The following is a 22236-nucleotide window of genomic DNA, read 5'->3' on the forward strand; positions in this document are numbered from 1 at the left end:
GTTTGGATAGCGCCTGGACCGGCCAGCCTTCCGTAGACATCTTCGAGCCATAATTTACGGCAACCGAGGAGGTCAGTATGAGCGGCAAGCGGTACACCGATGAGTTCAAGATCGAAGCAGTCAAGCAAGTCACCGAGCGAGGCCATTCAGTAGCAGATGTGGCCCAGCGTTTAGGCATTACTACGCATAGCCTGTATGCCTGGCGAGCGAAGTTCGATAAGCCGGATGTCGTGCGGCAGACGGAATTGGACCAGAGCGCCGAGGTGCGGCGACTGAAGGCCGAACTCAAGCGGGTGACCGAGGAGCGCGACATTCCCAAAAAAGCCGCCGCGTACTTTGCAAAGGGATAACGGCAAGGTACGCGTTCATGCGGGCGCATAACGTTACGACTACAGTCGAGATTTACACGTCCGCGATTGGCGACAGTTTGTCGGCCGCAACGAATTGAGCCAGACGTACATGGGCCGTCGCGATCACGTGGACGGGCACGTTTGCCAACTGCCGACGTGCATCAGTAGGACGTGCTCGACGGCAGCACGGGCGCTGTTCGGAATTTCGAAGGCCGCCGTGTTCTTCACGGCTACTGCGGTTTCGGCGAGCCGTGGTTCATTGCGCGTGACGTGGCGGGAACGAGCAACCTCTGCGCGATGCGAGTTCACCGCCACTTCATAATGGGCATGAGCGGCGGTGAAGTTCAGCGAACCGGGCGAGTTTCGACCTGATGATGGGTTGCATGATGGGTTAAAAAAACAAAAAGCCCCGCAGATCATTGATCTTGCGGGGCTTTTTCATCAATTCTGGCGGAGAGAGGGGGATTCGAACCCCCGATAGGCTTTCACCTATACACGCTTTCCAGGCGTGCGACTTAAACCACTCATCCATCTCTCCGGAAGAGCGAGAGTATAGCAAACTCTTGCGATGCCCCGCCACTCCCTTGTACACAACCCTCACGGATGGCGAATGTAGTCGACGAGCGCACGCGTGTAATCGTCCGGCCGGCGGTCGAGCAGACTGACGACGATCGCGACCGCAAACCCCGCCGGCACGCCGAACACGCCGGAGCTGATCGGCTCGATCCCGAACCACGTCGGCCCGGCGAAGCCGGTCAGCTGCGCGAAGTACGGATAGGTCGACACGATGTAATACACGCACACCACGAGCCCCGTCACCATCCCGGCGATCGCGCCGCGCGTCGTCGTGCGCTTCCAGAACACGCCCAGCACGAGCACCGGAAAGAAACTCGACGCCGCGAGCGAGAACGCCGCGCCGACGAGAAACAGGATCTTCCCGGTATTGAGCGACGCGACATACGACGCGAACAGCGCGACCCCGAGCAGCAGCACCTTCGAGATCGTCACCCGCCGCTGGCTCGATGCGTCGGGCGCGACCATGTGGTAGTAGATGTCGTGCGACAGCGCATTCGCGATCGTCAGCAGCAGGCCGTCCGCGGTCGACAGCGCGGCCGCGAGCGCGCCCGCCGCGATCAGCCCGGACATCACGTAAGGCAGCCCGGCGATTTCCGGCGCGGCCAGCACGACCATGTCCGGCTGCATCTGGATTTCGGACCAGTGGACGATGCCGTCGCGAATCTCGTCGACGACGCTGATCAGGTCCGGCTCGAAGTGATGCCACTGCGTGACCCACGCCGGCAGGGCCGCGAACGGCCGCCCGACGAGGTTCGCGAGAATCTCGTACTTGATCATCACCGCGAGCACCGGCACGCTCAAATAGAACAGCGCAATGAAGAACAGCGTCCAGCCGACCGAGCGGCGCGCGGACGCGACCGACGTCGTCGTGTTGTAGCGCGTCAGGATGTGCGGCAGGCTCGCGGTGCCGAGCGACAGGCACAGCAGCAGCGCGAGGAAGTTTCGTTCACGCGGCCGCCGCTCGTCTTCGCTCGCCGCCGGAAACGGCTCGTGCATCGGCACCGGCGGCGCCGCGCGAGCGAGCAGGTCGTCGCGCGCCTGCGACCACACCACGCGCGCCGCCGCCGGGTCGCGCGGGAAGTCCGCGAGCGCGCGCTCGCGCTGGCTGATCTCGCGCAGCGGCCCATTGTGGCGGCGCAGGTCGGCGAGCTGGTCGACGAGCCGCTCCCGCTCCTGCGCATACGATGCAGGCAGCCGGTCGAGCTGCGTCTGGATGTGCGCGGCCTGCCGGCGATATGCATCGCGCACCTGCTGCTCGTCACGCGAATCGCGCATCTGCGCTTCGCGCGCGGCGACACGCTCCATCAACTGCCCGTAGCTGAATTGCGGCACCGGCCCGAGCCCGTTCTTCATCGCGATCAGCGACACGGGAATCAGGATCGCGCTGATCAGGATGATGTACTGCGCGACCTGCGTCCACGTGACCGCGCGCATCCCGCCAAGGAACGAGCAGACGAGAATGCCCGCGAGCCCGCAGAAGATGCCGATCGCGAAATCGACGCCGATGAAGCGCGTCGCGATCAGCCCGATGCCCTGGATCTGCGCGACCAGATAGACGAACGAGCACAGGATCGCCGCGCCCGCCGCGAGCGCACGCACCGCGGTGCTCGAGAAGCGCGTGCCGAGAAAATCGGGAATCGTGTAGCGGGCCAGCTTGCGCACATACGGCGCGAGCAGGAACGCGACGAGGCAGAAGCCGCCGGTCCAGCCCATCAGGTAGGCGAGCGCGTCGTAGCCGGTCGCGTACAGCGATCCGGCTAGGCCGATGAACGACGCGGCCGACAGCCAGTCGGCGGCGGTCGCCATCCCGTTGAACGCGGACGGCACGCGCCGCCCGGCGACGTAGTACTCGACGAGGTCGGACGTGCGCGACAGCAGCCCGATCACCGCATAGACGGCGATCGGCACGAACAGGAACACGTAGCCGATCCACACGCCGGAGCCGGCCGCGCGCTCGATCTGCCCCAGCAGCAGCACGAACCCGAGAAAGCCGAGCGTGTACAGCACATAGGCGCGGATCAGGCGATGCGTCAGCATGCGTCAGCGCCCGCCACGCGTGTCGCCGGCCTGTGCCGCGTACGCGTCGTACGTACTGCGCAGGATGCGGTCGGCGCGTTGCATCAGCCCGATGTACACCACGATCAGCACGAGATAGACGAGGATCGCGCCTTGCGCGCCGACGTAGAACGGCAGGCTGAACCCGGCGAAGCGCACGCCCGCGAGCGCCGGCGCGAAGAACGGGACGATGAACGACACCGCAAAGCCGGTCGCCATCAGCACGGCGATCAGCGCGACGTTGAAGCGCCAGTAGCGCGCATGCGCGCGCGCGAGCGGCGCAGGGACGGGCGGCGGCGCGACAGGCGCGGGACGGGACGGGACGGTCATGCCCTTGTGTAGCAAAAAGCCCCTGCGCGGGCAATCGGGATTGCCGCGCAGGGGCGCATGCCGCAACGCCGGCTCAGCGCACTTCGGCGAGCTGGTCGAGGATCGCGGGGTTCTCGAGCGTCGACGTGTCCTGCGTGATCGTCTCGCCCTTCGCGAGCGAGCGCAGCAGGCGGCGCATGATCTTGCCGGAACGCGTCTTCGGCAGGTTGTCGCCGAAACGGATGTCCTTCGGCTTCGCGATCGGCCCGATCTGCTTGCCGACCCAGTCGCGCAGCTCCTTCGCGAGCTTCGCGGCCTCTTCGCCTTCCGGACGCGTGCGCTTGAGCACGACGAACGCGACCACCGCCTCGCCCGTCGTCTCGTCCGGACGCCCGACCACGGCCGCCTCGGCGACGAGCTCGTGCGCGACCAGCGCCGACTCGATCTCCATCGTGCCGAGCCGGTGGCCCGACACGTTCAGCACGTCGTCGATCCGGCCCATGATCGTGAAGTAGCCGGTGCCCTTGTCGCGCACGGTGCCGTCACCGGCGAGATAGAGCCGGCCGCCGAGCTCGTCGGGGTAGTAGCTCTTCTTGAAGCGCTCCGGGTCGCCCCAGATCGTGCGGATCATCGACGGCCACGGGCGCTTGACGACGAGAATCCCGCCCTGCCCGTTCGGCACGTCCTGGCCCGTCTCGTCGACGACGGCCGCCATGATGCCCGGCAGCGGCAGCGTGCACGAGCCCGGCACGGTCGGCGTCGCACCCGGCAGCGGCGAGATCATGTGGCCGCCGGTCTCGGTCTGCCACCACGTGTCGACGATCGGGCAGCGCTCCTGGCCGACGTGCTTGTGATACCACATCCACGCTTCGGGGTTGATCGGCTCGCCGACGGTGCCGATGATGCGCAGGCTCGACAGGTCGTAGCTCTTCGGATGGACCTTGTCGTCGGCCTCGGCCGCCTTGATCAGCGAACGGATCGCGGTCGGCGCGGTGTAGAACACGCTGACCTTGTGGTCCGCGATCATCTTCCAGAAGCGGCCGGCGTCCGGATAGGTCGGCACGCCCTCGAACACGATCTGCGTCGCGCCGCACGCGAGCGGGCCGTACGTGATGTACGTATGGCCGGTGATCCAGCCGATGTCGGCGGTACACCAGAACACGTCGGACGGCTTCCAGTCGAACGCCCACTTCATCGTCAACGCGGCCCACAGCAGATAGCCGCCGGTGCTGTGCTGCACGCCCTTCGGCTTGCCGGTCGAGCCCGATGTATACAGGATGAACAGCGGATGCTCGGCGCCGACCCATTCCGGCTCGCACGCATCGGCAGCGCCTGCCGTCAGCTCGTGCATCCACAGGTCGCGGTCCGCATGCCAGTCGACCTTGCCGCCGGTGCGGCGATAGACGATCACGCTCTTGACCGCGTCGCAGCCGCCCATCGCGAGCGCCTCGTCGGCGATGCTCTTGAGCGGCAGCGTCTTGCCGCCGCGCAGCTGTTCGTCGGCGGTGACGAGCGCGCTCGCGCCGACGTCGACGAGCCGCTCGTTGAGCGACTTCGCGGAGAACCCGCCGAACACGACCGAGTGCGTCGCCCCAATGCGCGCACATGCCTGCATCGCGACGATCGCCTCGATCGACATCGGCATGTAGATGACGACGCGGTCGCCACGGCCGATGCCGCGCTGCTTCAGCGCGTTCGCGAAACGCGACACGCGTGCGAGCAGGTCGGCATACGTGACGCGCGTGACGGTGCCGTCGTCCGCTTCGAAGATCACCGCGACGCGCTCGCCGTTGCCGGCCGCGACGTGACGGTCGAGGCAGTTGTACGACGCGTTCAGCTCGCCGTCGTCGAACCACTTGTAGAACGGCGCATCGGACTCGTCGAGCACCTTCGTGAACGGCTTGTGCCACGCGAGCGTGTCGCGGGCCTGGCGCCCCCAGAAGCCTTCGTAATCACGCTCGGCCTCGTCGGCAAGCGCACGATAGGCTTCCATGCCGGAAATGGCCGCTGCCTTCACGAGCGCCTCGGGCGGCTCAAACTGGCGGCTTTCGTGAAGAACCGATTCAATCGCAGACATCGACTACCCCTTGGTGAACATGCATCCTCTGATTGCCGGCGCGATTCGTGCGCGCCGCGTCTTGGTCGGCGCAACCACGCCGCTGTCTCCCACTCACCCGCGCACGGCCCGGGGGCTGCGCGCGATGCTGCGCCGCACCACATCGCACGACGGCAAGCGCGTGGTCCGGCATCTTCCAAGATAAGCGTCTCAACTTACCCATCACTTACGGACAAAATCGGCGACACCACCTGCGGCACACCCGGCGGCGCGCTTTGCGCTGTTACGACCACGACCCTACAATCCTAACTGAACTCGCCTTACGGATTCCAGCTTGAATCGCTACGCACTTTTCCTCATCGTGTCGATGCTGCTCGTCGGCGGCAACGTCGGCATCGGCAAGTCGATCGTCGCCTTCGTTCCCGTCGTCATTCTCGCCACGCTGCGCTTCGTGATCGCGATCGGCGTGCTGTGGCCGCTGTTCCGTCCGGTCAAGATGCGCACGGTCAAGCGCGGCGAATGGCTGAACCTGTTCCTGCAGGCGTTCTTCGGCACCTTCATGTTCACGCTGCTGATGCTGAACGGCGTGCAGCGCACGAGCGCGGTCGCGGCCGGCGTCATCACGAGCACGATCCCCGCCGTCGTCGCGCTGTTCGCCTGGCTGATCCTGCGCGAAAAACCGAACGGCCGTGCGCTTGTGTCGATCGCGCTGGCGATCGTCGGCGTCGTGACGATCAACTTCGCGAACGGTGGCACGACCGCGACCGGCGCGTCGGCCGGCTCGCTGGCGGGGAACCTGCTGATGCTCGGCGCGGTGTGCTGCGAATCGATCTACGTGATCCTGTCGCGCCGCCTCACGCAGACGCTCGCGCCGATCGACATTTGCGCGTACACCCACCTGTTCGGCCTGCTGCTGATGCTGCCGCTCGGCGCGGGCGCGATGTGGCATTTCCATTACGCGAGCGTGCCGGCGAGCATCTGGGCGCTCGTCGTCTGGTACGGGCTGTCGGCCAGCATCTTCTCGTTCTGGATGTGGATGAAGGGCATCCGCCACGTGCCGGGCAGCCTCGCCGGCGTGTTCAGCGCGGTGCTGCCGGTCGCCGCGGCCGTCTACGGGATCGCGTTCCTCGGCGAGCGGCCGACGCTCGCGCACGGCTTCGCGCTCGCGTGCGTCGTCACCGGCATCGTGCTTGCAAGCCTGCGCGTGAAACGCACGCCGCCCGTCGCACCCTGATCCGTCCCCGGCGCCCCGCCCGGCCGCGGGGCGCGTCGCTGCAGCCAAGCGGGCCGACGCGCTACAATAGCGCGCTTTTTCCGAATTGCTACCCCCCGATACCCGCGCCCGTTCGCCCATCATGCCCGCCCCGCAGACCGACCCGCATTCGCCCGTCCGTCCCGTTGTCCGCCCCATGCGTCCGCTGCCCCGACTGATCTTCATGAGCCGCTGGCTCCAGGTCCCGCTGTATCTCGGCCTGATCGTCGCGCAAGGCGTCTATGCCTTCCTGTTCCTGCACGAGGTGTGGCACCTGCTGTCGCACGCGGCGAGCCTCGACGAGATCGGCGTGATGCTCGCGGTGCTCGGCCTGATCGACGTGGTGATGATCTCGAACCTGCTGATCATGGTGATCGTCGGCGGCTACGAGACGTTCGTGTCGCGGCTCGGCGTCGAGGGGCATCCGGACGAGCCTGAATGGCTCGACCACGTGAACGCGGGCGTGCTGAAGGTCAAGCTGTCGATGGCGCTGATCAGCATCTCGTCGATCCACCTGCTGAAGACCTTCATCAACCCGGACCAGCACACCGCCCACGCGATCATGTGGCAGGTGCTAATCCACGTGTCGTTCCTCGTGTCGGCGCTCGTGATGGCGTGGGTCGACCGCCTGACGACCCACACGCATCCCGCGCATTTCCACGAGACGCACGCCCCCGCCGTCGCGTCCCGCAAGCCGGCGGAACACGCCGGCAACGCATTCCCCACAGTCCTCACAGAGTCTCAGCCATGACCGTCATCAAACAGGAAGACCTGATCCAGAGCATCGCGGATTCGCTGCAGTACATCAGCTACTACCACCCGCTCGACTACATCCAGGCCCTCGGCCGCGCGTACGAGCTCGAGGAAAGCCCGGCCGCGAAGGACGCGATCGCGCAGATCCTCACGAACAGCCGCATGTGCGCGGAAGGCCGCCGCCCGATCTGCCAGGACACGGGGATCGTCACGGTGTTCGTGAAGGTCGGCATGGACGTGCGCTGGGACAGCGCGACGATGGGCGTCACCGACATGATCAACGAAGGCGTGCGCCGCGGCTACACGCATCCGGACAACGTGCTGCGCGCGTCGATCGTCAATCCGCCCGAAGGCGGCCGCAAGAACACGAAGGACAACACGCCGGCGGTGATCCACTACGAGATCGTGCCGGGCGACAAGGTCGACGTGCAGGTCGCCGCGAAGGGCGGCGGCTCGGAGAACAAGTCGAAGTTCGTGATGCTGAACCCGTCCGACTCGATCGTCGACTGGGTGCTGAAGACCGTGCCGACGATGGGCGCGGGCTGGTGCCCGCCGGGGATGCTCGGCATCGGCATCGGCGGCACCGCCGAGAAGGCGATGGTGATGGCGAAGGAATCGCTGATGGAGCCGATCGACATCCAGGAAATCATCGCGCGCGGCCCGAAGGACTGGGTCGAGGAGCTGCGCGTCGAGCTGCACGAGAAGGTCAACGCGCTCGGCATCGGTGCGCAGGGCCTCGGCGGCCTCGCGACCGTGCTCGACGTGAAGATCATGGCCGCACCGACGCACGCGGCGTCGAAGCCGGTCGCGCTGATCCCGAACTGCGCGGCGACGCGCCACGCGCACTTCGTGCTCGACGGCTCGGGCCCGGCGAAGCTTGAAGCGCCGTCGCTCGACGCCTGGCCGAAGGTCCAGTGGGAACCGAACACGGAAACCAGCAAGCGCGTCGACCTGAACACGCTGACGCCGGAAGAAGTCGCGAGCTGGACGCCGGGCCAGACGCTGCTGCTGTCCGGCAAGATGCTGACGGGCCGCGACGCGGCGCACAAGCGCATCGCCGACATGCTCGCGAAGGGCGAGAAGCTGCCGGTCGACTTCACGAACCGCGTGATCTACTACGTCGGCCCGGTCGATCCGGTGCGTGACGAAGTGGTCGGCCCGGCCGGCCCGACGACGGCCACGCGGATGGACAAGTTCACCGAGACGATGCTCGCGCAGACGGGCCTCATCTCGATGGTGGGCAAGGCCGAACGCGGCCCGGTCGCGATCGACGCGATCAAGAAGCACCAGGCGGCCTACCTGATGGCGGTCGGCGGCGCGGCGTACCTCGTGTCGAAGGCGATTCGCGGCGCGAAGGTGCTCGCGTTCGAAGACCTCGGCATGGAAGCGATCTACGAGTTCGACGTGCAGGACATGCCGGTGACGGTGGCCGTCGATTCGTCGGGCACGTCGGTGCACCAGACCGGTCCGAAGGAGTGGCAGGCGAAGATCGGCAAGATCCCGGTCGCCGCCGCATAAGCGCGAACGCTCGAAAGGCCGGACTCCTGTCCGGCCTTTTTGCTTCTCATTCTCATCGCGCGCCGCTGGCCGATCGGACGAGCGCGGGAAGCTTGGCATTTCGCTTTCGAGCGATTATCGTTCGGGTTCCAAAGCCCCACCCTCAAGAAGGAAACAAGCCATGCAAGGCGACAAGAAAGTCATCGAATACCTGAACGCCCAGCTGAAGAACGAGCTGACGGCGATCAACCAGTACTTCCTGCATGCCCGCATGTACAAGCACTGGGGTCTCGAGAAGCTCGGCAAGCACGAATACGACGAGTCGATCGGCGAAATGAAGCATGCGGACTGGCTCATCGAGCGCGTGTTCATGCTCGACGGCCTGCCGAACCTGCAGGACCTGCACAAGCTGCTCGTCGGCGAGGAGACCGAAGAGATCCTGAAGTGCGACCTGAAGCTCGAGCAGATCTCCCAGGCGACCTGCAAGGAAGCGATCGCCTATTGCGAATCGGTGCGTGACTACGTGTCGCGCGAAATCTTCGAAAAGATTCTCGACGACACCGAAGAGCACATCGACTGGCTGGAAACGCAGATCGACCTGATCGGCAAGGTCGGCATCCAGAACTACCAGCAGACGATGATGGGTTCGCCGGAGTAAGCGCATTCCCCGCCCTTCCCCGTCATTGCGGACTGCCTGAGCATGTCGACGCCTTCCGTCATCGCCACGACGGCCGCCACGGGCGCGCCCGTCGGCATCTTCGATTCCGGGCTGGGCGGCCTGTCGGTGCTGCGCGCCGTGCGTGCGCAGCTGCCCGACGAATCGTTCGTCTACGTCGCCGATTCGCGCAACGCGCCCTATGGCCCGCGCGACGAGGCGTTCATCACGGAGCGCACGCTGGCGATCGGCGAGTGGCTCGCGCGCGAGGGCGCGAAAGCGCTGGTCGTCGCGTGCAACACCGCCACCGCGCAATCGATCGCCGCCATCCGCGAGCGCCTCGCGATCCCGCTCGTCGGCGTCGAGCCGGGCATCAAGCCCGCGGCGGCCTTGTCCGCGAGCGGCATCGTGGGCGTGCTCGCGACCCAGTCGACGCTCGGCAGCGCGCGCTTCCAGGCGCTGCTCGACCGCTATGGCGCCGGCCGCCGCTTCATCTGCCAGCCCGGGCACGGGCTCGTCGAGGCGGTCGAACGCGGCGACACAGGTTCGCCTGCGTTGCGCGCGCTGCTCGACGGCTACCTGCAGCCGATGCTCGATGCGGGCGCCGATACGCTGGTGCTCGGCTGCACGCACTACCCGTTCTTCACGGAAACGATTCGTGACCTTGTCGGTGACCGCCTGACGATCGTCGACACCAGCGACGCGATCGCCCGCCAGCTCGTGCGCGTCCTCGACGAACGCGGCCTGCGCGCGCCGGCCGGCACCCGGGCCGCGCCGCCGCGCCTCTGCTCGACCAGCGACGGCCGGCAGCTGCACGCGCTCGCGTCGGCCTTGCTCGGCCTCGACGCGCCGGTCGAATCCGTCGCCATTGCTTCGCCGAACGCGCACGCGTGCACGGCCGCCTGACGCCCTCGTCCGGCCCCCTGCTCCGTCAGTAACCCCTCTAAGGGTCTGGTTTTGTTACAAAAAAGCCGGATGCGGGCTTGTCAACGCCGGCAAATTTAATGATAATAATTCGCATTACCGTTAGCTATCGCACTCATCATGATCGTCTGCGTGTGCAAGTCTGTCTCTGATCGCACGATTCGCGCGTCCCTTGCGGAAGGCGTGGATTCTTTCGATGAACTCCAGTTCGAACTCGGCGTGGCCACCTGCTGCGGCAAGTGCGAGGAGTCCGTGCGCGACATCATGGCCGAGCAAGGCGTCTGCGCGAGCCGGTGCGGCGTCGAGCATCATGCTCACCCGATTCCCGTGACGTTCTACGAGCGCAAGGCGGCCTGACCCGCGCCGGTTGCGTGTGCGGCTCAGGCCGCATTTTTTGTTTTGCCCGTCAGCAAGCCAGTATCAGCGCGAGCCAACGGCCTACCTGTCAAGGAGCCTGTTATGGAATTGCTGATCGGATTTGTTACCACCGTGTGCATCTCGTTGCTGATCTTCCGCAAGTGATGCTGCGTCACCCGCTGCACGTCGCGTGCGGCGCCGTTCTTTCAAGCTAACATGCAGGCTTCGCATTCCGCTCCAGCCGGCGCCTGGCCGGCGGCCCCCCGTATGAATCCCCGAGTGATCGCCGCTGCGGTCGGCGTGCTCGCCGTGCACGCGGTCCTGCTGACCGCGGCCTGGCTCCATCGCAACGCGCCGCCGGCGAAAAACGTCGAGGTCCAGTCGATCACCGCGCAACTGATCGCGCCCGCGCCGATCGCGCAGCAGGTCGCGGCCGAATCGATCCCGCAACCGGCCCCGCCGAAGCCCACGCCGCGCGTGAAGCCCAAGGTCGAGCCGAAGCTGGTGCCGACGGTTTCGAAGCCGACGCCGCAGCCGGTTGCACCGTCGCCCGCGCCGTCGCCGACACCCGCCGCCGCGGCCGACCCGACGCCGGCGCCCGCCGCACCGGCTGCCGCCGCGCCGTCGGCCGCGACCGGGCCCGCGCGCGAGACGATGGACGTCAGCGCGCCGAAGAATGTCCCGACGCTCCAATGCGCGTTCGTGAAGCCCGACTATCCGTCGATGTCCCGCCGCCGCGGCGAATCGGGCACCGCGTACGTGCATTTCGTCGTCGGCGTGACGGGCAAGCTCGAGAGCGTCGAGCTGCAGAAGAGCAGCGGCTATCCGCGCCTCGACGAGGCCGCCCTCGCCGCGATGCGCGCGTCGACGTGCCGCCCCTATATCGAAAACGGTCAGGCGATCCGCGCCGCCCGTACCCAGCCCTACAACTTCGGGCTCACCGACTAACACTGCCTCATCCGGAAGATTCAAAAGGAATAAAAATGCAAAGCTACGGTATCGCGCACGTCTGGGCGCAAGGTGATTTCGTCACACGCGCCATCGCAATCGCGTTGCTCGTGATGTCGGTCCTGTCGTGGATGGTGATCGTCATCAAGGGCTGGAACGTGATTCGCCTGAACCGCCTCACGAAGAACGCCGAGCAGGCGTTCTGGCATTCGGACGACTTCGACGACGGCATCAAGAAGCTCGGCCAGGCCGCATCGACGCCGAGCGACAACCCGTTCCTCGCGCTCGCGCTCGCCGGCAAGGAAGCGGCCGATCACCATCACCAGACGCAGCCGCACCTGCATGACCGGATGGACGTGTCCGACTGGATCACGCGCTGTCTGAAGGACACGATGGACGAAGGCATCGCGCGCATGCAAGGCGGCCTCGCGATCCTCGCGTCGATCGGCAGCACCGCACCGTTCGTCGGGCTGTTCGGCACGGTCTGGGGGATCTACCACGCGCTGCTCGTGATCGGCGCAACCGGCCAGACGTCGATCGACCAGGTGGCGGGCCCGGTCGGTGAATCGCTGATCATGACGGCCTTCGGCCTGTTCGTCGCGATTCCCGCGGTGCTCGGCTACAACGCGCTCACCCGCGCGAACAAGGGCGTCGTCAGCAAGCTGCGCCGCTTCGCGCACGGCCTGCATGCGTACTTCGTGACGGGCGCGCGCCTCGCGTCGTCGTCCACGCGCGACGGCCTGCGTCTCGCGGCCCGCGCCAGCTGAAGCGGGGTGAACGATGGCAATGAACACCGGTTTCAGCGACGATGACGACGACAGCGTGATGAGCGAGATCAACATGACGCCGCTTGTCGACGTCATGCTCGTACTCCTGATCATTTTTCTGGTGACGATTCCGGCGATGCAGCACGCGGTGAAGATCGACCTGCCGCATGCAAGCAGCCAGCCGGTCGAAGACAAGCCGCAGACCGTCGACGTCGCGATCCAGGGCAACGGCACGATCCTGTGGAACGATCAGACGGTGACGCGCGAGCAGCTGCAGGCACATATCGCAGAGGCCGCGCAACGCAAGCCACAACCCGAGTTGCACCTGCGCGCGGACCGCAAGGTCGCCTACGAGCGGGTTGCCGAGGTGATGTCCGATGCGCAGGCCGGCGGCCTGACGAAGCTCGGCTTCGTGACGGAGCCGAAGGCAAGGTCAAAGTAAAGGTATGCGTTGTGGCCCTCGCCGGCCGCCGCACACAAAGTAAAAGGCCTTCATCGCCAGATGAAGGCCTTTTTTCATGCGCACGCGGGCGCCTTCGGGCGGCGGGCTCTTCGGCGGTATCGGTTGCGCCTCGAGCAACGCAAATGCGGCTACCGTGGTCTGCACGGACTGCGCTTTCTGCCCTATCTGGCTCGCAACATATGCGGCCACCGTCTTCCGCTCAGAACATCCTTCGCGAAATGGGATTCCAATATAGGCCCGCCGGCCCGCGCATTCAAGGCTTCGCCGATTGAAACTTGCGATTGCAAACGACGCTTCAATGACAAAACAAATTTGCAGTGCTTGAAGGTCCGTGTCACGCGGCCGACGCATCCTCGGCCATCTGTTTCGCACGCTCCGGGCAGCCCGGCTGCTGGTATTTGCCGTGATCGAGCTTCTCGACCAGGTAGTCGACGAACGAACGCACCGCGGGCGGCATCCCCTGCCGCGAAACGAACACCGCATAGAGCTGCGGCACCGGCAGCGTCCAGCCCGGCATCACCGGCGACAGTTGCCCGGCGCGCAGCGCATTGCCGTACATCATCTCCGGCAGCGCCGCGATCCCGACGCCGTCGAGCACGGCCTCGCGGATCGTCATCAGGTCGGCCGTCACGAGGCGCGGCTCGTGTTCGTGCACGTGCTTCGACCCGTCCGGCGCGATCAGGTTGAACACGTGCCGCCCGTCGACGCTTGGCGTATCGAGCGTCTCGAAACCGGCGAGATCATCCGGCACGAGCGGCGGCGCGTTCTGGCTCAGGAGGCTCGGCGCGCCGACCAGCATCTGTTCGGTCCGCCACAGCGGCCGCACGATGATGTTCGCGTTTTCCGGCGGTTCGGAGCGCACCCGCAGTGCGACGTCGATCGAATCCTCGAACAGGTCGATCACGCGATTCGTCACGCGAACATGCACCTTCACTTCCGGGTAGCGATGCAGGAATTCGGGCAGGATCCGCGACAACATCGTCTGCGACAGCGTGACCGGCACGCTGACCCGCACCGAGCCGCGCGGCGACGCGCGCAACTGCTGCACCGCGTTCATCGCGGCCTGCGCTTCGGCGAGCATCGCCTGACAGTGCTGATAGAACAGTTCGCCCGCCTCGGTCAGCGCCAGCTTGCGGGTCGAGCGCTGCAGCAGGCGCACGCCCAGCGACGCCTCGAGCTCGGTCAGGCGCCGCGACAGGCGCGACTTCGAGATTCCCAGCACACGTTCGGCCGCCGAGAAGCCGCCGTGCTCGACGACCTGCGAAAAGTACATCAGGTCGTTCAGGTTATGTGCGTCGATATTCATGTCATCGTTCCAATTCCAGAACAATCCATTGCGAACTGAGCTGAATTAATAGGCAAACCGGCCAATATAATAGCGCTACGTTTCAAAAATAGCGCTATTCCATCTTTCCGAGGGCTGCCGCATGACGACCGATCGCTCGCTTGACCGCACCTACCCCGCCCTTCGCACGACCGAAGGCGGCGGCTTCGTGGTCCACCGTCCGTTTCCGACCCGGCTGCTGATGGATTTCGATCCGTTCCTGCTGCTCGACGAGATGGGCCCGGTCGACTACGGCCCGGACGAGGCCAAAGGCGCGCCCGACCACCCGCATCGCGGCTTCGAGACCGTGACCTACGTGTTCGACGGACGCTTCCGGCACCGCGATTCCGCCGGTCACGCGGGTGCGCTCGGCCCGGGCGACGTGCAGTGGATGACGGCCGGCGCCGGCGTCGTGCACAGCGAGATGCCGGACCCGGCGTTCGCCCGCACCGGCGGTCGCTCGCACGGCTTCCAGCTGTGGGTCAACCTGCCGCAGCGCGACAAGCTGATCGCGCCGCGCTACCAGGAGATCACCGCCGATCGCATCCCCGCCGCGACGTCGCCGGACGGCCGTGCACGCGTCCGGGTGATCGCAGGCGAAGCGTTCGGCGCCAAGGCGGTCGTCGAGACGCGCACGCCGATCCTATACCAGCATTTCACGCTCGAACCGGGCGCGACGGTCACGCAGCCGGTGCCGGCCGGCTATCGCGTATTCGCGTACCCGATCGCGGGCGCGGGCCTTTACGGACCGGAACGGCAGACGATCGACGCCCGCCACATGGTCATCTATCGCGACGACGGCGACGCGGTCACGTTCTCCGCCGGCGCCGAGCCGCTCGACCTGCTGCTGATCGGCGGCGTGCCGCTCAACGAGCCGATCGTGCGCTACGGCCCCTTCGTGATGAACACGGAGGATGAAATCCGACAGGCGGTGGTCGACTACCAGAGCGGTCGCATGGGCTGCATCGCGCCCTGACCGTGTCGATAGGGGGACGCCGGTGCCGCGAACGCGCCGGATTTGCGTCACAATAAGTTCTTGAACCACGTGGCGCCCGCCACCACCAGGAACCCGTCCCCTTGAACTTCGAACACCTGATCCAGATCAACGCCGACGATCCGGCCGTGCCCAACCTGACCCGCGACCAGCTGTGGGAAGGGCTCGTGCTGCGCGCCGAGCAGCCGCAACTGTTCGTGATCGGTCTCGACAGCTGCGTCGTCCACGAACGGACCGACACGACGCTCGAACGCGAACTGCACTTCGGCAACGCGACCGTGCGCGACCGCGTGACGCTCACGCCGAACCAGCAGGTCCGCTACGACATCCACGCGGCAGACGGCGAGATCGGCGGCTCGCTGACGATGACGATCGAGGAACGCGAAGACCAGCAGCTCTTCCTGCGTTTCGAGTACCGCACGACGCTGGCTGTCAGCAACGACACCGAAGACGCGCGGCAGACCCACGAGATCGTCAAGGAAGCGTATCGCACGTCGGATATCGACACCGTGCGGCTGATCCGCGAATACGCACAGGGACGCAAGGATCCCGCTCCCCTGCACTGACACGACGGCGGCCGCACGCGGCCGCCTCTTTGATTCGTCCTATCAGATTCAAGGTTTCGATCAATAAAGAGTTTTGGTAAATGGGAATGGTTATCATTTAGAATTCATTCCATCGCATCGACATTGACCGATCAACCGAATGACCGACACCACTCGCCCGACCACGCTGACCTTGCGTCGTACCACCGGCGCCCCAGGCGGCAGCCGTCAGAAGACGGCAGCGGTCACGACGCCGGCGAAGCCCGTCGGCGCAAGCCGCGACACCGGCACGCGAATCGTCAGCAGCGACGCGTTGCTGCAGGGCCGCAGCCACGTCAGCATCGCGCACAACGGGGAAACCTATCAGTTGCGCGCCACGCGGCTCGGCAAGTTGATCCTGACGAAGTAGTACGCAGTACAGAGTATTGTGGGGACCACCTCCCTGAGAGGTGTTGGGCATTAGCCAGCGTTACGGCTTGCACGCGAGATCTAGACCCCTTCGTGCAAACACACTCAAGCAGCCGTTACAGCAAGCCAAGCCACTTTTTTTGGTTCTCGCAGCAAAAACAAAAGCGACACGTCGAAGGACGTGTCGCTTTTTCATTTCATGCGCGGCGTGCGGCGCGGCGGTCTCCGCACTCGCCCGCTTCGGTCAGAAGTGCGCGAAGCCCCAGAACATCAGCCACCACGCGCTGTCGATGACGGCGAGCGCAACGGCAAACCATGCGAAGGCCGCCACGCGGCGCGGCCAGCCCGCATAACGCCCCGTCACCTGCCACGCCAGCCAGGCGCTCCATGCGTTTGCTGCGACCAGGATTGCGATGCGCACGTCCGACGCCCAGCCGAGCGGCACGTGTTCCGCACGCAGCAGCGACAGCGTCGTCGCCGACAGGCCGAGGAACACGCCCGCGCCCGCGATCGGAATCAGCGACTGCGCGAGATGGTGGACCCGCACGCGATCGAAGCGACCGAGCATCAGCGCCGCGCCGGCCAGCAGCACGAGCAGCGCAGTGCCGTACACGAGCCCCGTGCCGACGATGTAGCTGACGATGAGCCCACCGTCGAGCCACGAGAACACGTCGTTGCGATCCGGATAATGCGTGAGCAGGAACCACGGCGCATTGGTTTCGAGCGGCCACGTGATGTCGTGATCGATCAGCCAGCCCGCGAGCCATTGCTTGATCTGCACGAACCACGGGCTGACGGTCCAGTGGAACGCGCCGATCGCGACGCCGAGCAGGCCGTACAGGATCAGCGCGGTGTCCCACGGATTCGCCTGCTGCGCGCCGAGCTTCACGACCTCCTCGGACGGCGAGCGCCACGACAGCGAAATCGCATCGCGGTGCCCGCTGCAGCGGCCGCACATATGGCACGCCGCCGCGCCCTTCATGTTGCGCAACGGCACGAGCGGCGCGCAATTGATCGGAATCACGCGGTGCCCGTGCTCGCCGTTCTTGTACGAACGGCGCCATGCGTCCTCGTCGACCTTGTAGCGCATCGGCGCAAGCCGCGCGAGCAGCCCGAACACGCCGTTGACCGGGCACAGGTACTTGCACCACACGCGCTTCTCGCGGCCGTACAGCACGCCGATCACGATCGCGCCGACGGTCGAGCCGCCGAGCACGAACAGCACCGCCAGCGGATACTGGTACACGCTGACCATCTGCCCGTAGATCGTCGTGAGCCCGAACGCGACGAACGGCCAGCCGCCCCACCTCATCCAGCGCGGAATCGCGCCGCCGCGGCCGAACTTGCTCGCGAATTCGGTGAGCGCGCCTTCCGGGCACAGCACGCCGCACCAGACGCGGCCGAGCATCACCATCGACAGCAGCACGAACGGCCACCAGATGCCCCAGAACACGAATTCCGCGGCGAGCGTGAGGTTGCTCCACAGATGCGCGGAATCGTCAGGCAGCGGCATGATCGCCGGCACGATGATGAGAAACGCATAGACGGCCACGACGACCCACTGGACGCCGCGGACCAGCGCGCCGTGGCGCTGCATCCACTGGCCGGCCCGGGCGAGCCAGCCCGGCTTTGCGCCGGCGACGGTACTCATGCAGCGCGCCCCGCGGCGGCGGCCGGACGCCGGCTCGCGCGCTTGAGCAGCAGCCAGACGACCGCCCAGTACACCGCGTACGCGATCAGGTTCATCAGCGCCGGATGCGCACGATAGCCGGTCAGCGTCGCGATCAGCGAACCGAACGTGCCGGAATCGTCGAGGATGGCCGACGTATCCCACACCTGCGACATGCCGAGCGGCAGGATTTCCTTGTCGATCAGCTTGTCGACGCCGGTCTGGAACAGGCCCGCGCCGAGGAGCAGCAACATCACTTCGGTGACGCGGAAGAAATGCCGCCACGAGAAGTACTTGCCGCCGAGCTGCAGCAGATAGAACGTCAGGAACGCGAGACCGAGACCGAGCACGACGGCGAGCATCTGGCTGCCGTCGACATGGCCCGACTGGCCGAACCCGAGGCCGTACAGGAAGATCACCGTCTCGCTGCCCTCGCGCGCGATCGCGAGCGCGACCAGCACCGCGACGCCCCACCAGTTCGAATCGCGCGTGCTCTGCTGCAGCGACTGCTCCATGTCGCGCTTCAGCGTGCGGCCGTGCTGGCGCATCCACAGCACCATCTGCACGATCAGCACGCACGCGATGAGCACCATCGCCGTCTGGAAATAGTCCTGCGCGTCACCGGACAGCACCTCGGTGAACCCGACGAGCGCGGCGCCGAGCCCGATTGCCATCAGCAGCCCGGTCGCGACGCCCGCCCACAGATACGGAATACCGCGACGCGCGTCGTCGTCGCCGTTCTTCAGCCACGCATAGAGAATGCCGACGACGAGCAGCGCCTCGACGCTCTCCCGCCAGACGATGAACAAGATCTGACCCATCGATACCTCCCTGACATGCAGGACACTCAAACGCCCGCATGCAGACAAAACTGCATTACTTCGCGACGATCACGCCCTGCGCCTGCTGGTGGAAATCGTCGAAAAACTTGTATTCGCCCGGCGAAAGCGGTGCGACGACCACGAACGAGTCGGCGCCCGGTGCGAGCACCTTCTCCTTGCGCAATTGCACGCTTTCGAATTCGGCGGCGCCCTTGCCGGTGTTCCGGATCTCGATCTTGAAGCGCTGGCCGGCCGGCACCTCGATGCGCGCCGGATTCAGCTTGCCGTCCGCCATCTCGAGCTTGAACGTCGGCAGATCGGCGGCCTGCGCGGCGCCGGCGAGCAACAGCGCGGCAGCCGCGGCGACGAATTTCTGGGGAAATTTCATTCTGGTTTCTCTACGACGACGGCGCGCCCGAGGCGCGCCGTACGTTATGCCACCGATCAGTAACCGCCCTTCTTGCCGATGCCGGCGAACGGGAAGTCGTATTCGAGCGTGATGGGCTTGAACCACTGGCCCACGCCGGTTTCCTTGTCGACGTGGCGGCCGAAGGCCATGTGACCCGACTGCATCGGCGGCTTGACGATCATCGTCAGGTGATACTTGCCCGGGCCGTTCAGCTTCACGTTGTCGCCGTAGTGCGGGCCGTCGCTCGCGACCATGCCCATCAGGTCGCCTTCCGACTTCCACTTCGCATCGCCCTGCTTCGTCAGCTTGTAGGTGACCTGCAGGTACGGCATCCAGTCGCCTTCGGCGAAGCCGGTCGGGTTGTTCTTGACCGCGTGGATGTCGGCCTCGAGGTGGATGTCCGAATCCGATGCCTTGCGCATCATCCCTTCCGGATCCATCGTGATCGGCTGCAGGTAAACCGCGCCGATTTCCATCCCGCCCTGGATCTGCTGCTTGCCGATCGGATATTCGGCGGCGGATGCCGACATGGCGGCCAGCGCCGCCGCTACCGCAACCGAAGTGCGGATGAACGAAGAACCCAACATGGACACTCCTTGTTTTTATCTGACACAAGCGCGGCCGCCCGGCTGGTCGGCTCGCCAATAAACACTAACGCGACGAAGAACGTTAATGCGAACAATTCTCAATAATGGCGCAGTTTAGCACCGAACTCGCACATGGACAAACCGGCAACCGCGTAAAACCCTGCTGTGACAAGGCTTACAGGCAGGTTACCGGCCTTCGTCGGTAACAGTCGGAGAGATTTACCGGACGCCGCTCACGTGGTCGCCGACGTTCGCACCGAACACGCGCTCGCGCAGCAGCGCAAGCTGGTCGCGCGTGGCAGCCGCCTTTTCGAACTCGAGGTTCTTCGCGTAATCGGCCATCTGCTTCTCGAGGCGCTTGATTTCCTTCGCGATCTGCTTCTCGGACATGTCCTCGAACTTCGCACGCTGCTGCGCTTCCTTCAGTTCCGCGCGCGCCTCGTCGGCGTTGTAGACGCCGTCGATGATGTCCTTGATGCGCTTCACGACGCCGCGCGGCGTGATGCCCATCTGCTCGTTGTACGCGATCTGCTTCGCGCGGCGCCGCTCGGTTTCGCCGATCGCGCGCTTCATCGAATCGGTCATGTTGTCCGCGTAGAGGATCGCCTTGCCGTTCACGTTGCGCGCCGCGCGGCCGATCGTCTGGATCAGCGAGCGCTCGGCCCGCAGGAAGCCTTCCTTGTCCGCGTCGAGGATCGCGACGAGCGACACTTCCGGAATGTCGAGCCCTTCCCGCAGCAGGTTGATCCCGACCAGCACATCGAACGTGCCGAGCCGCAGGTCGCGGATGATCTCGACGCGCTCGACCGTGTCGATGTCGCTGTGCAGGTAGCGCACCTTCACGCCGTGATCGGCGAGGAATTCGGTGAGCTGCTCGGCCATCCGCTTAGTCAGCACGGTGATCAGCACGCGCTCCCCGGCCTTCACGCGCGCGTTGATCTCGGTCAGCACGTCGTCAACCTGCGAGCTCGCCGGCCGCACTTCGATTTCCGGATCGACGAGGCCGGTCGGCCGCACGACCTGCTCCGCGATCTGCCCGGTCACGCGCTTCTCGTAGTCGGCCGGCGTCGCCGACACGAAGACCACCTGGCGCATCTTGCGCTCGAATTCGGGGAACTTGAGCGGCCGGTTGTCGAGCGCCGACGGCAGCCGGAACCCGTAGTTGACAAGGTTCTCCTTGCGCGCGCGGTCGCCGTTGTACATGCCGTTCAGCTGGCCGATCAGCACGTGCGACTCGTCGAGCAGCATCAGCGCGTCGGGCGGCAGGTAATCGACGAGCGTCGGCGGCGGCTCGCCCGGCGCGGCGCCGGAAAAGTGCCGCGAGTAGTTCTCGATGCCCTTGCAGAAACCGAGCTCCTGCAGCATCTCGAGATCGAACCGGGTGCGCTGCTCGAGGCGCTGCGCCTCGACGAGCTTGTTGTCGCTGTGGAAAAACTCGAGGCGTTCGCGCAGCTCGTCCTTGATCGTCTCGACCGCGCGCATCACGGTGTCGCGCGGCGTCACGTAGTGCGACGACGGATACACGGTGAAGCGCGGAATCTTCTGCCGCACGCGGCCGGTCAGCGGGTCGAACAGCTGCAGTGTCTCGACCTCGTCGTCGAACAGCTCGACGCGCACGGCCATCTCAGCGTGTTCGGCCGGGAAGATGTCGATCGTGTCGCCGCGCACGCGGAACGTGCCGCGCTGGAAATCCTGCTCGTTGCGCGTGTACTGCATCGCGATCAGCCGGGCGATCACTTCGCGCTGGCCGAGCTTGTCGCCCGTGCGCAGCGTCAGGATCATCTGGTGGTATTCGGACGGGTTGCCGATACCGTAGATCGCCGACACCGTCGCGACGATCACCACGTCGCGACGCTCCATCAGGCTCTTCGTCGCTGACAGCCGCATCTGCTCGATGTGCTCGTTGATCGACGAGTCCTTCTCGATGAACAGGTCGCGCTGCGGCACGTACGCTTCCGGCTGGTAGTAGTCGTAGTACGACACAAAGTACTCGACCGCATTGCGCGGGAAGAACTCGCGGAACTCCGCGTAGAGCTGGGCGGCGAGCGTCTTGTTCGGCGCGAACACGATCGCCGGGCGGCCGAGTCGCGCGATCGTGTTCGCCATCGTGTAGGTCTTGCCCGAACCGGTCACGCCGAGCAGCGTCTGGAACGAGAGACCGTCCTCGATGCCTTCGACGAGCGTCGCGATCGCGGTCGGCTGGTCGCCGGCAGGCGGATACGGTTGATACAGCTGGAATGGCGACCCTTCGAAGGTCACGAATTTCGATTCGTCGAGCGCGTCGCCGACGTCGGCATGATGTTCGGACATGGAATGCGGCCGGAACGAAGACAAAAGAGCATTCTAGCGCTTCGCGGACGGACGGACTGCTGCCGGCTCCTGACGCGCACGGACGGCCACCAGGCGCCATTCGACGCGTCACGATGCGAAAAAAAGCCGCGAATTCGCTACAATGACGAACTGCTGCGCTTTCGGCGTCGTGCCCGTCCGCGCGCGGCCTGCCGCGCCCCCGCCCGA

General features: G+C 65.6%; 21 protein-coding genes, 1 tRNA gene and 1 pseudogene. 13 read left to right on the forward strand and 10 right to left on the reverse strand.

Going from position 1 to position 22236, the window contains the following annotated elements; all coding sequences use genetic code 11:
- Positions 1–77: 77 nt before the first annotated feature.
- Positions 78–379 (forward strand): annotated as a pseudogene (locus B7P44_RS12160) (transposase); the annotation flags it as partial.
- Positions 380–798: 419 nt separating this feature from the next.
- On the opposite strand, the gene B7P44_RS12165 reads toward B7P44_RS12160, so the two are convergent.
- The 4 genes from B7P44_RS12165 to acs form a co-directional block, all read right to left on the reverse strand.
- Positions 799–888, reverse strand: a tRNA-Ser gene (locus tag B7P44_RS12165).
- A 59-nt stretch (positions 889–947) separates the two neighbouring features.
- Entirely contained in the window at positions 948–2963 is a 2016-nt protein-coding gene (locus B7P44_RS12170) for a sodium:solute symporter family protein (RefSeq protein WP_084904364.1), read from the reverse strand.
- A 3-nt stretch (positions 2964–2966) separates the two neighbouring features.
- On the reverse strand, positions 2967–3311 hold the full coding sequence (locus B7P44_RS12175) for a DUF4212 domain-containing protein (protein WP_084904366.1): 345 nt from the start codon (positions 3309–3311) through the stop codon (positions 2967–2969).
- 73 nt (positions 3312–3384) lie between these two features.
- A complete protein-coding gene (gene acs, locus B7P44_RS12180; protein ID WP_084904369.1) occupies positions 3385–5367 on the reverse strand; it encodes an acetate--CoA ligase in 1983 nt (660 codons plus the stop codon).
- 313 nt (positions 5368–5680) lie between these two features.
- Here acs and B7P44_RS12190 point away from each other — a divergent pair, with 313 nt between their 5' ends.
- The 9 genes from B7P44_RS12190 to B7P44_RS12230 all read left to right on the forward strand — a co-directional run bounded on the left by B7P44_RS12190 (position 5681) and on the right by B7P44_RS12230 (position 12941).
- A complete protein-coding gene (locus B7P44_RS12190; protein ID WP_084904373.1) occupies positions 5681–6580 on the forward strand; it encodes a DMT family transporter in 900 nt (299 codons plus the stop codon).
- 121 nt (positions 6581–6701) lie between these two features.
- On the forward strand, positions 6702–7349 hold the full coding sequence (locus B7P44_RS12195; RefSeq protein WP_084904376.1) for a TIGR00645 family protein: 648 nt from the start codon (positions 6702–6704) through the stop codon (positions 7347–7349).
- Positions 7346–8869, forward strand: a complete 1524-nt coding sequence (locus B7P44_RS12200) for a fumarate hydratase (protein ID WP_084904379.1) — start codon at positions 7346–7348, stop codon at positions 8867–8869. Before B7P44_RS12195 ends, B7P44_RS12200 begins: the two co-directional genes overlap by 4 nt.
- Positions 8870–9029: 160 nt before the next feature.
- Entirely contained in the window at positions 9030–9506 is a 477-nt protein-coding gene (gene bfr, locus B7P44_RS12205) for a bacterioferritin (protein ID WP_010095804.1), read from the forward strand.
- A 42-nt stretch (positions 9507–9548) separates the two neighbouring features.
- Entirely contained in the window at positions 9549–10409 is an 861-nt protein-coding gene (murI, locus tag B7P44_RS12210) for a glutamate racemase (protein WP_084904382.1), read from the forward strand.
- Between the two features lie 138 nt (positions 10410–10547).
- Positions 10548–10784, forward strand: a complete 237-nt coding sequence (locus tag B7P44_RS12215; protein WP_010090012.1) for a (2Fe-2S)-binding protein — start codon at positions 10548–10550, stop codon at positions 10782–10784.
- Between the two features lie 216 nt (positions 10785–11000).
- Positions 11001–11732 (forward strand): energy transducer TonB, encoded by a 732-nt coding sequence (locus tag B7P44_RS12220; protein WP_084904385.1) that lies wholly within the window; start codon positions 11001–11003, stop codon positions 11730–11732.
- A 35-nt stretch (positions 11733–11767) separates the two neighbouring features.
- A complete protein-coding gene (locus B7P44_RS12225) occupies positions 11768–12499 on the forward strand; it encodes a MotA/TolQ/ExbB proton channel family protein (RefSeq protein WP_084904388.1) in 732 nt (243 codons plus the stop codon).
- Positions 12500–12512: 13 nt separating this feature from the next.
- Positions 12513–12941 (forward strand): ExbD/TolR family protein, encoded by a 429-nt coding sequence (locus tag B7P44_RS12230; RefSeq protein WP_084904392.1) that lies wholly within the window; start codon positions 12513–12515, stop codon positions 12939–12941.
- A 355-nt stretch (positions 12942–13296) separates the two neighbouring features.
- Here the strand turns inward: B7P44_RS12230 and B7P44_RS12235 are convergent, their stop codons facing one another.
- Positions 13297–14268: a LysR family transcriptional regulator gene (locus tag B7P44_RS12235; protein ID WP_084906641.1), complete on the reverse strand. Its 972-nt coding sequence runs from the start codon at positions 14266–14268 to the stop codon at positions 13297–13299.
- 121 nt (positions 14269–14389) lie between these two features.
- On the opposite strand from B7P44_RS12235, the gene B7P44_RS12240 reads away from it, so the two are divergent.
- From B7P44_RS12240 to hemP, 3 genes are all read left to right on the forward strand, one after another.
- Positions 14390–15262, forward strand: coding sequence for a pirin family protein (locus B7P44_RS12240; RefSeq protein WP_084904395.1), 873 nt, complete (start codon positions 14390–14392; stop codon positions 15260–15262).
- Between the two features lie 101 nt (positions 15263–15363).
- On the forward strand, positions 15364–15846 hold the full coding sequence (locus B7P44_RS12245) for an SRPBCC family protein (protein WP_084904398.1): 483 nt from the start codon (positions 15364–15366) through the stop codon (positions 15844–15846).
- 139 nt (positions 15847–15985) lie between these two features.
- A complete protein-coding gene (gene hemP, locus B7P44_RS12250) occupies positions 15986–16234 on the forward strand; it encodes a hemin uptake protein HemP (protein ID WP_084904401.1) in 249 nt (82 codons plus the stop codon).
- Positions 16235–16477: 243 nt separating this feature from the next.
- Here the strand turns inward: hemP and B7P44_RS12255 are convergent, their stop codons facing one another.
- From B7P44_RS12255 to uvrB, 5 genes are all read right to left on the reverse strand, one after another.
- A complete protein-coding gene (locus B7P44_RS12255; protein WP_084904406.1) occupies positions 16478–17884 on the reverse strand; it encodes a 4Fe-4S binding protein in 1407 nt (468 codons plus the stop codon).
- The gene (locus B7P44_RS12260; protein WP_084904409.1) at positions 17881–18723 is read right to left on the reverse strand and encodes an FTR1 family iron permease; all 843 of its coding nucleotides are present in this window, start codon (positions 18721–18723) and stop codon (positions 17881–17883) included. Before B7P44_RS12260 ends, B7P44_RS12255 begins: the two co-directional genes overlap by 4 nt.
- Before the next feature lie 55 nt (positions 18724–18778).
- Positions 18779–19111, reverse strand: a complete 333-nt coding sequence (locus B7P44_RS12265; RefSeq protein WP_010090024.1) for a cupredoxin domain-containing protein — start codon at positions 19109–19111, stop codon at positions 18779–18781.
- Between the two features lie 56 nt (positions 19112–19167).
- Complete coding sequence (locus B7P44_RS12270; protein ID WP_084904411.1) at positions 19168–19719, reverse strand: iron transporter; 552 nt, start codon at positions 19717–19719, stop codon at positions 19168–19170.
- Positions 19720–19938: 219 nt separating this feature from the next.
- Complete coding sequence (gene uvrB / locus B7P44_RS12275) at positions 19939–22029, reverse strand: excinuclease ABC subunit UvrB (protein WP_084904414.1); 2091 nt, start codon at positions 22027–22029, stop codon at positions 19939–19941.
- Between the last annotated feature and the right edge of the window lie 207 nt (positions 22030–22236).

Source organism: Burkholderia ubonensis subsp. mesacidophila, from assembly GCF_002097715.1.
GTDB lineage: Bacteria > Pseudomonadota > Gammaproteobacteria > Burkholderiales > Burkholderiaceae > Burkholderia > Burkholderia mesacidophila.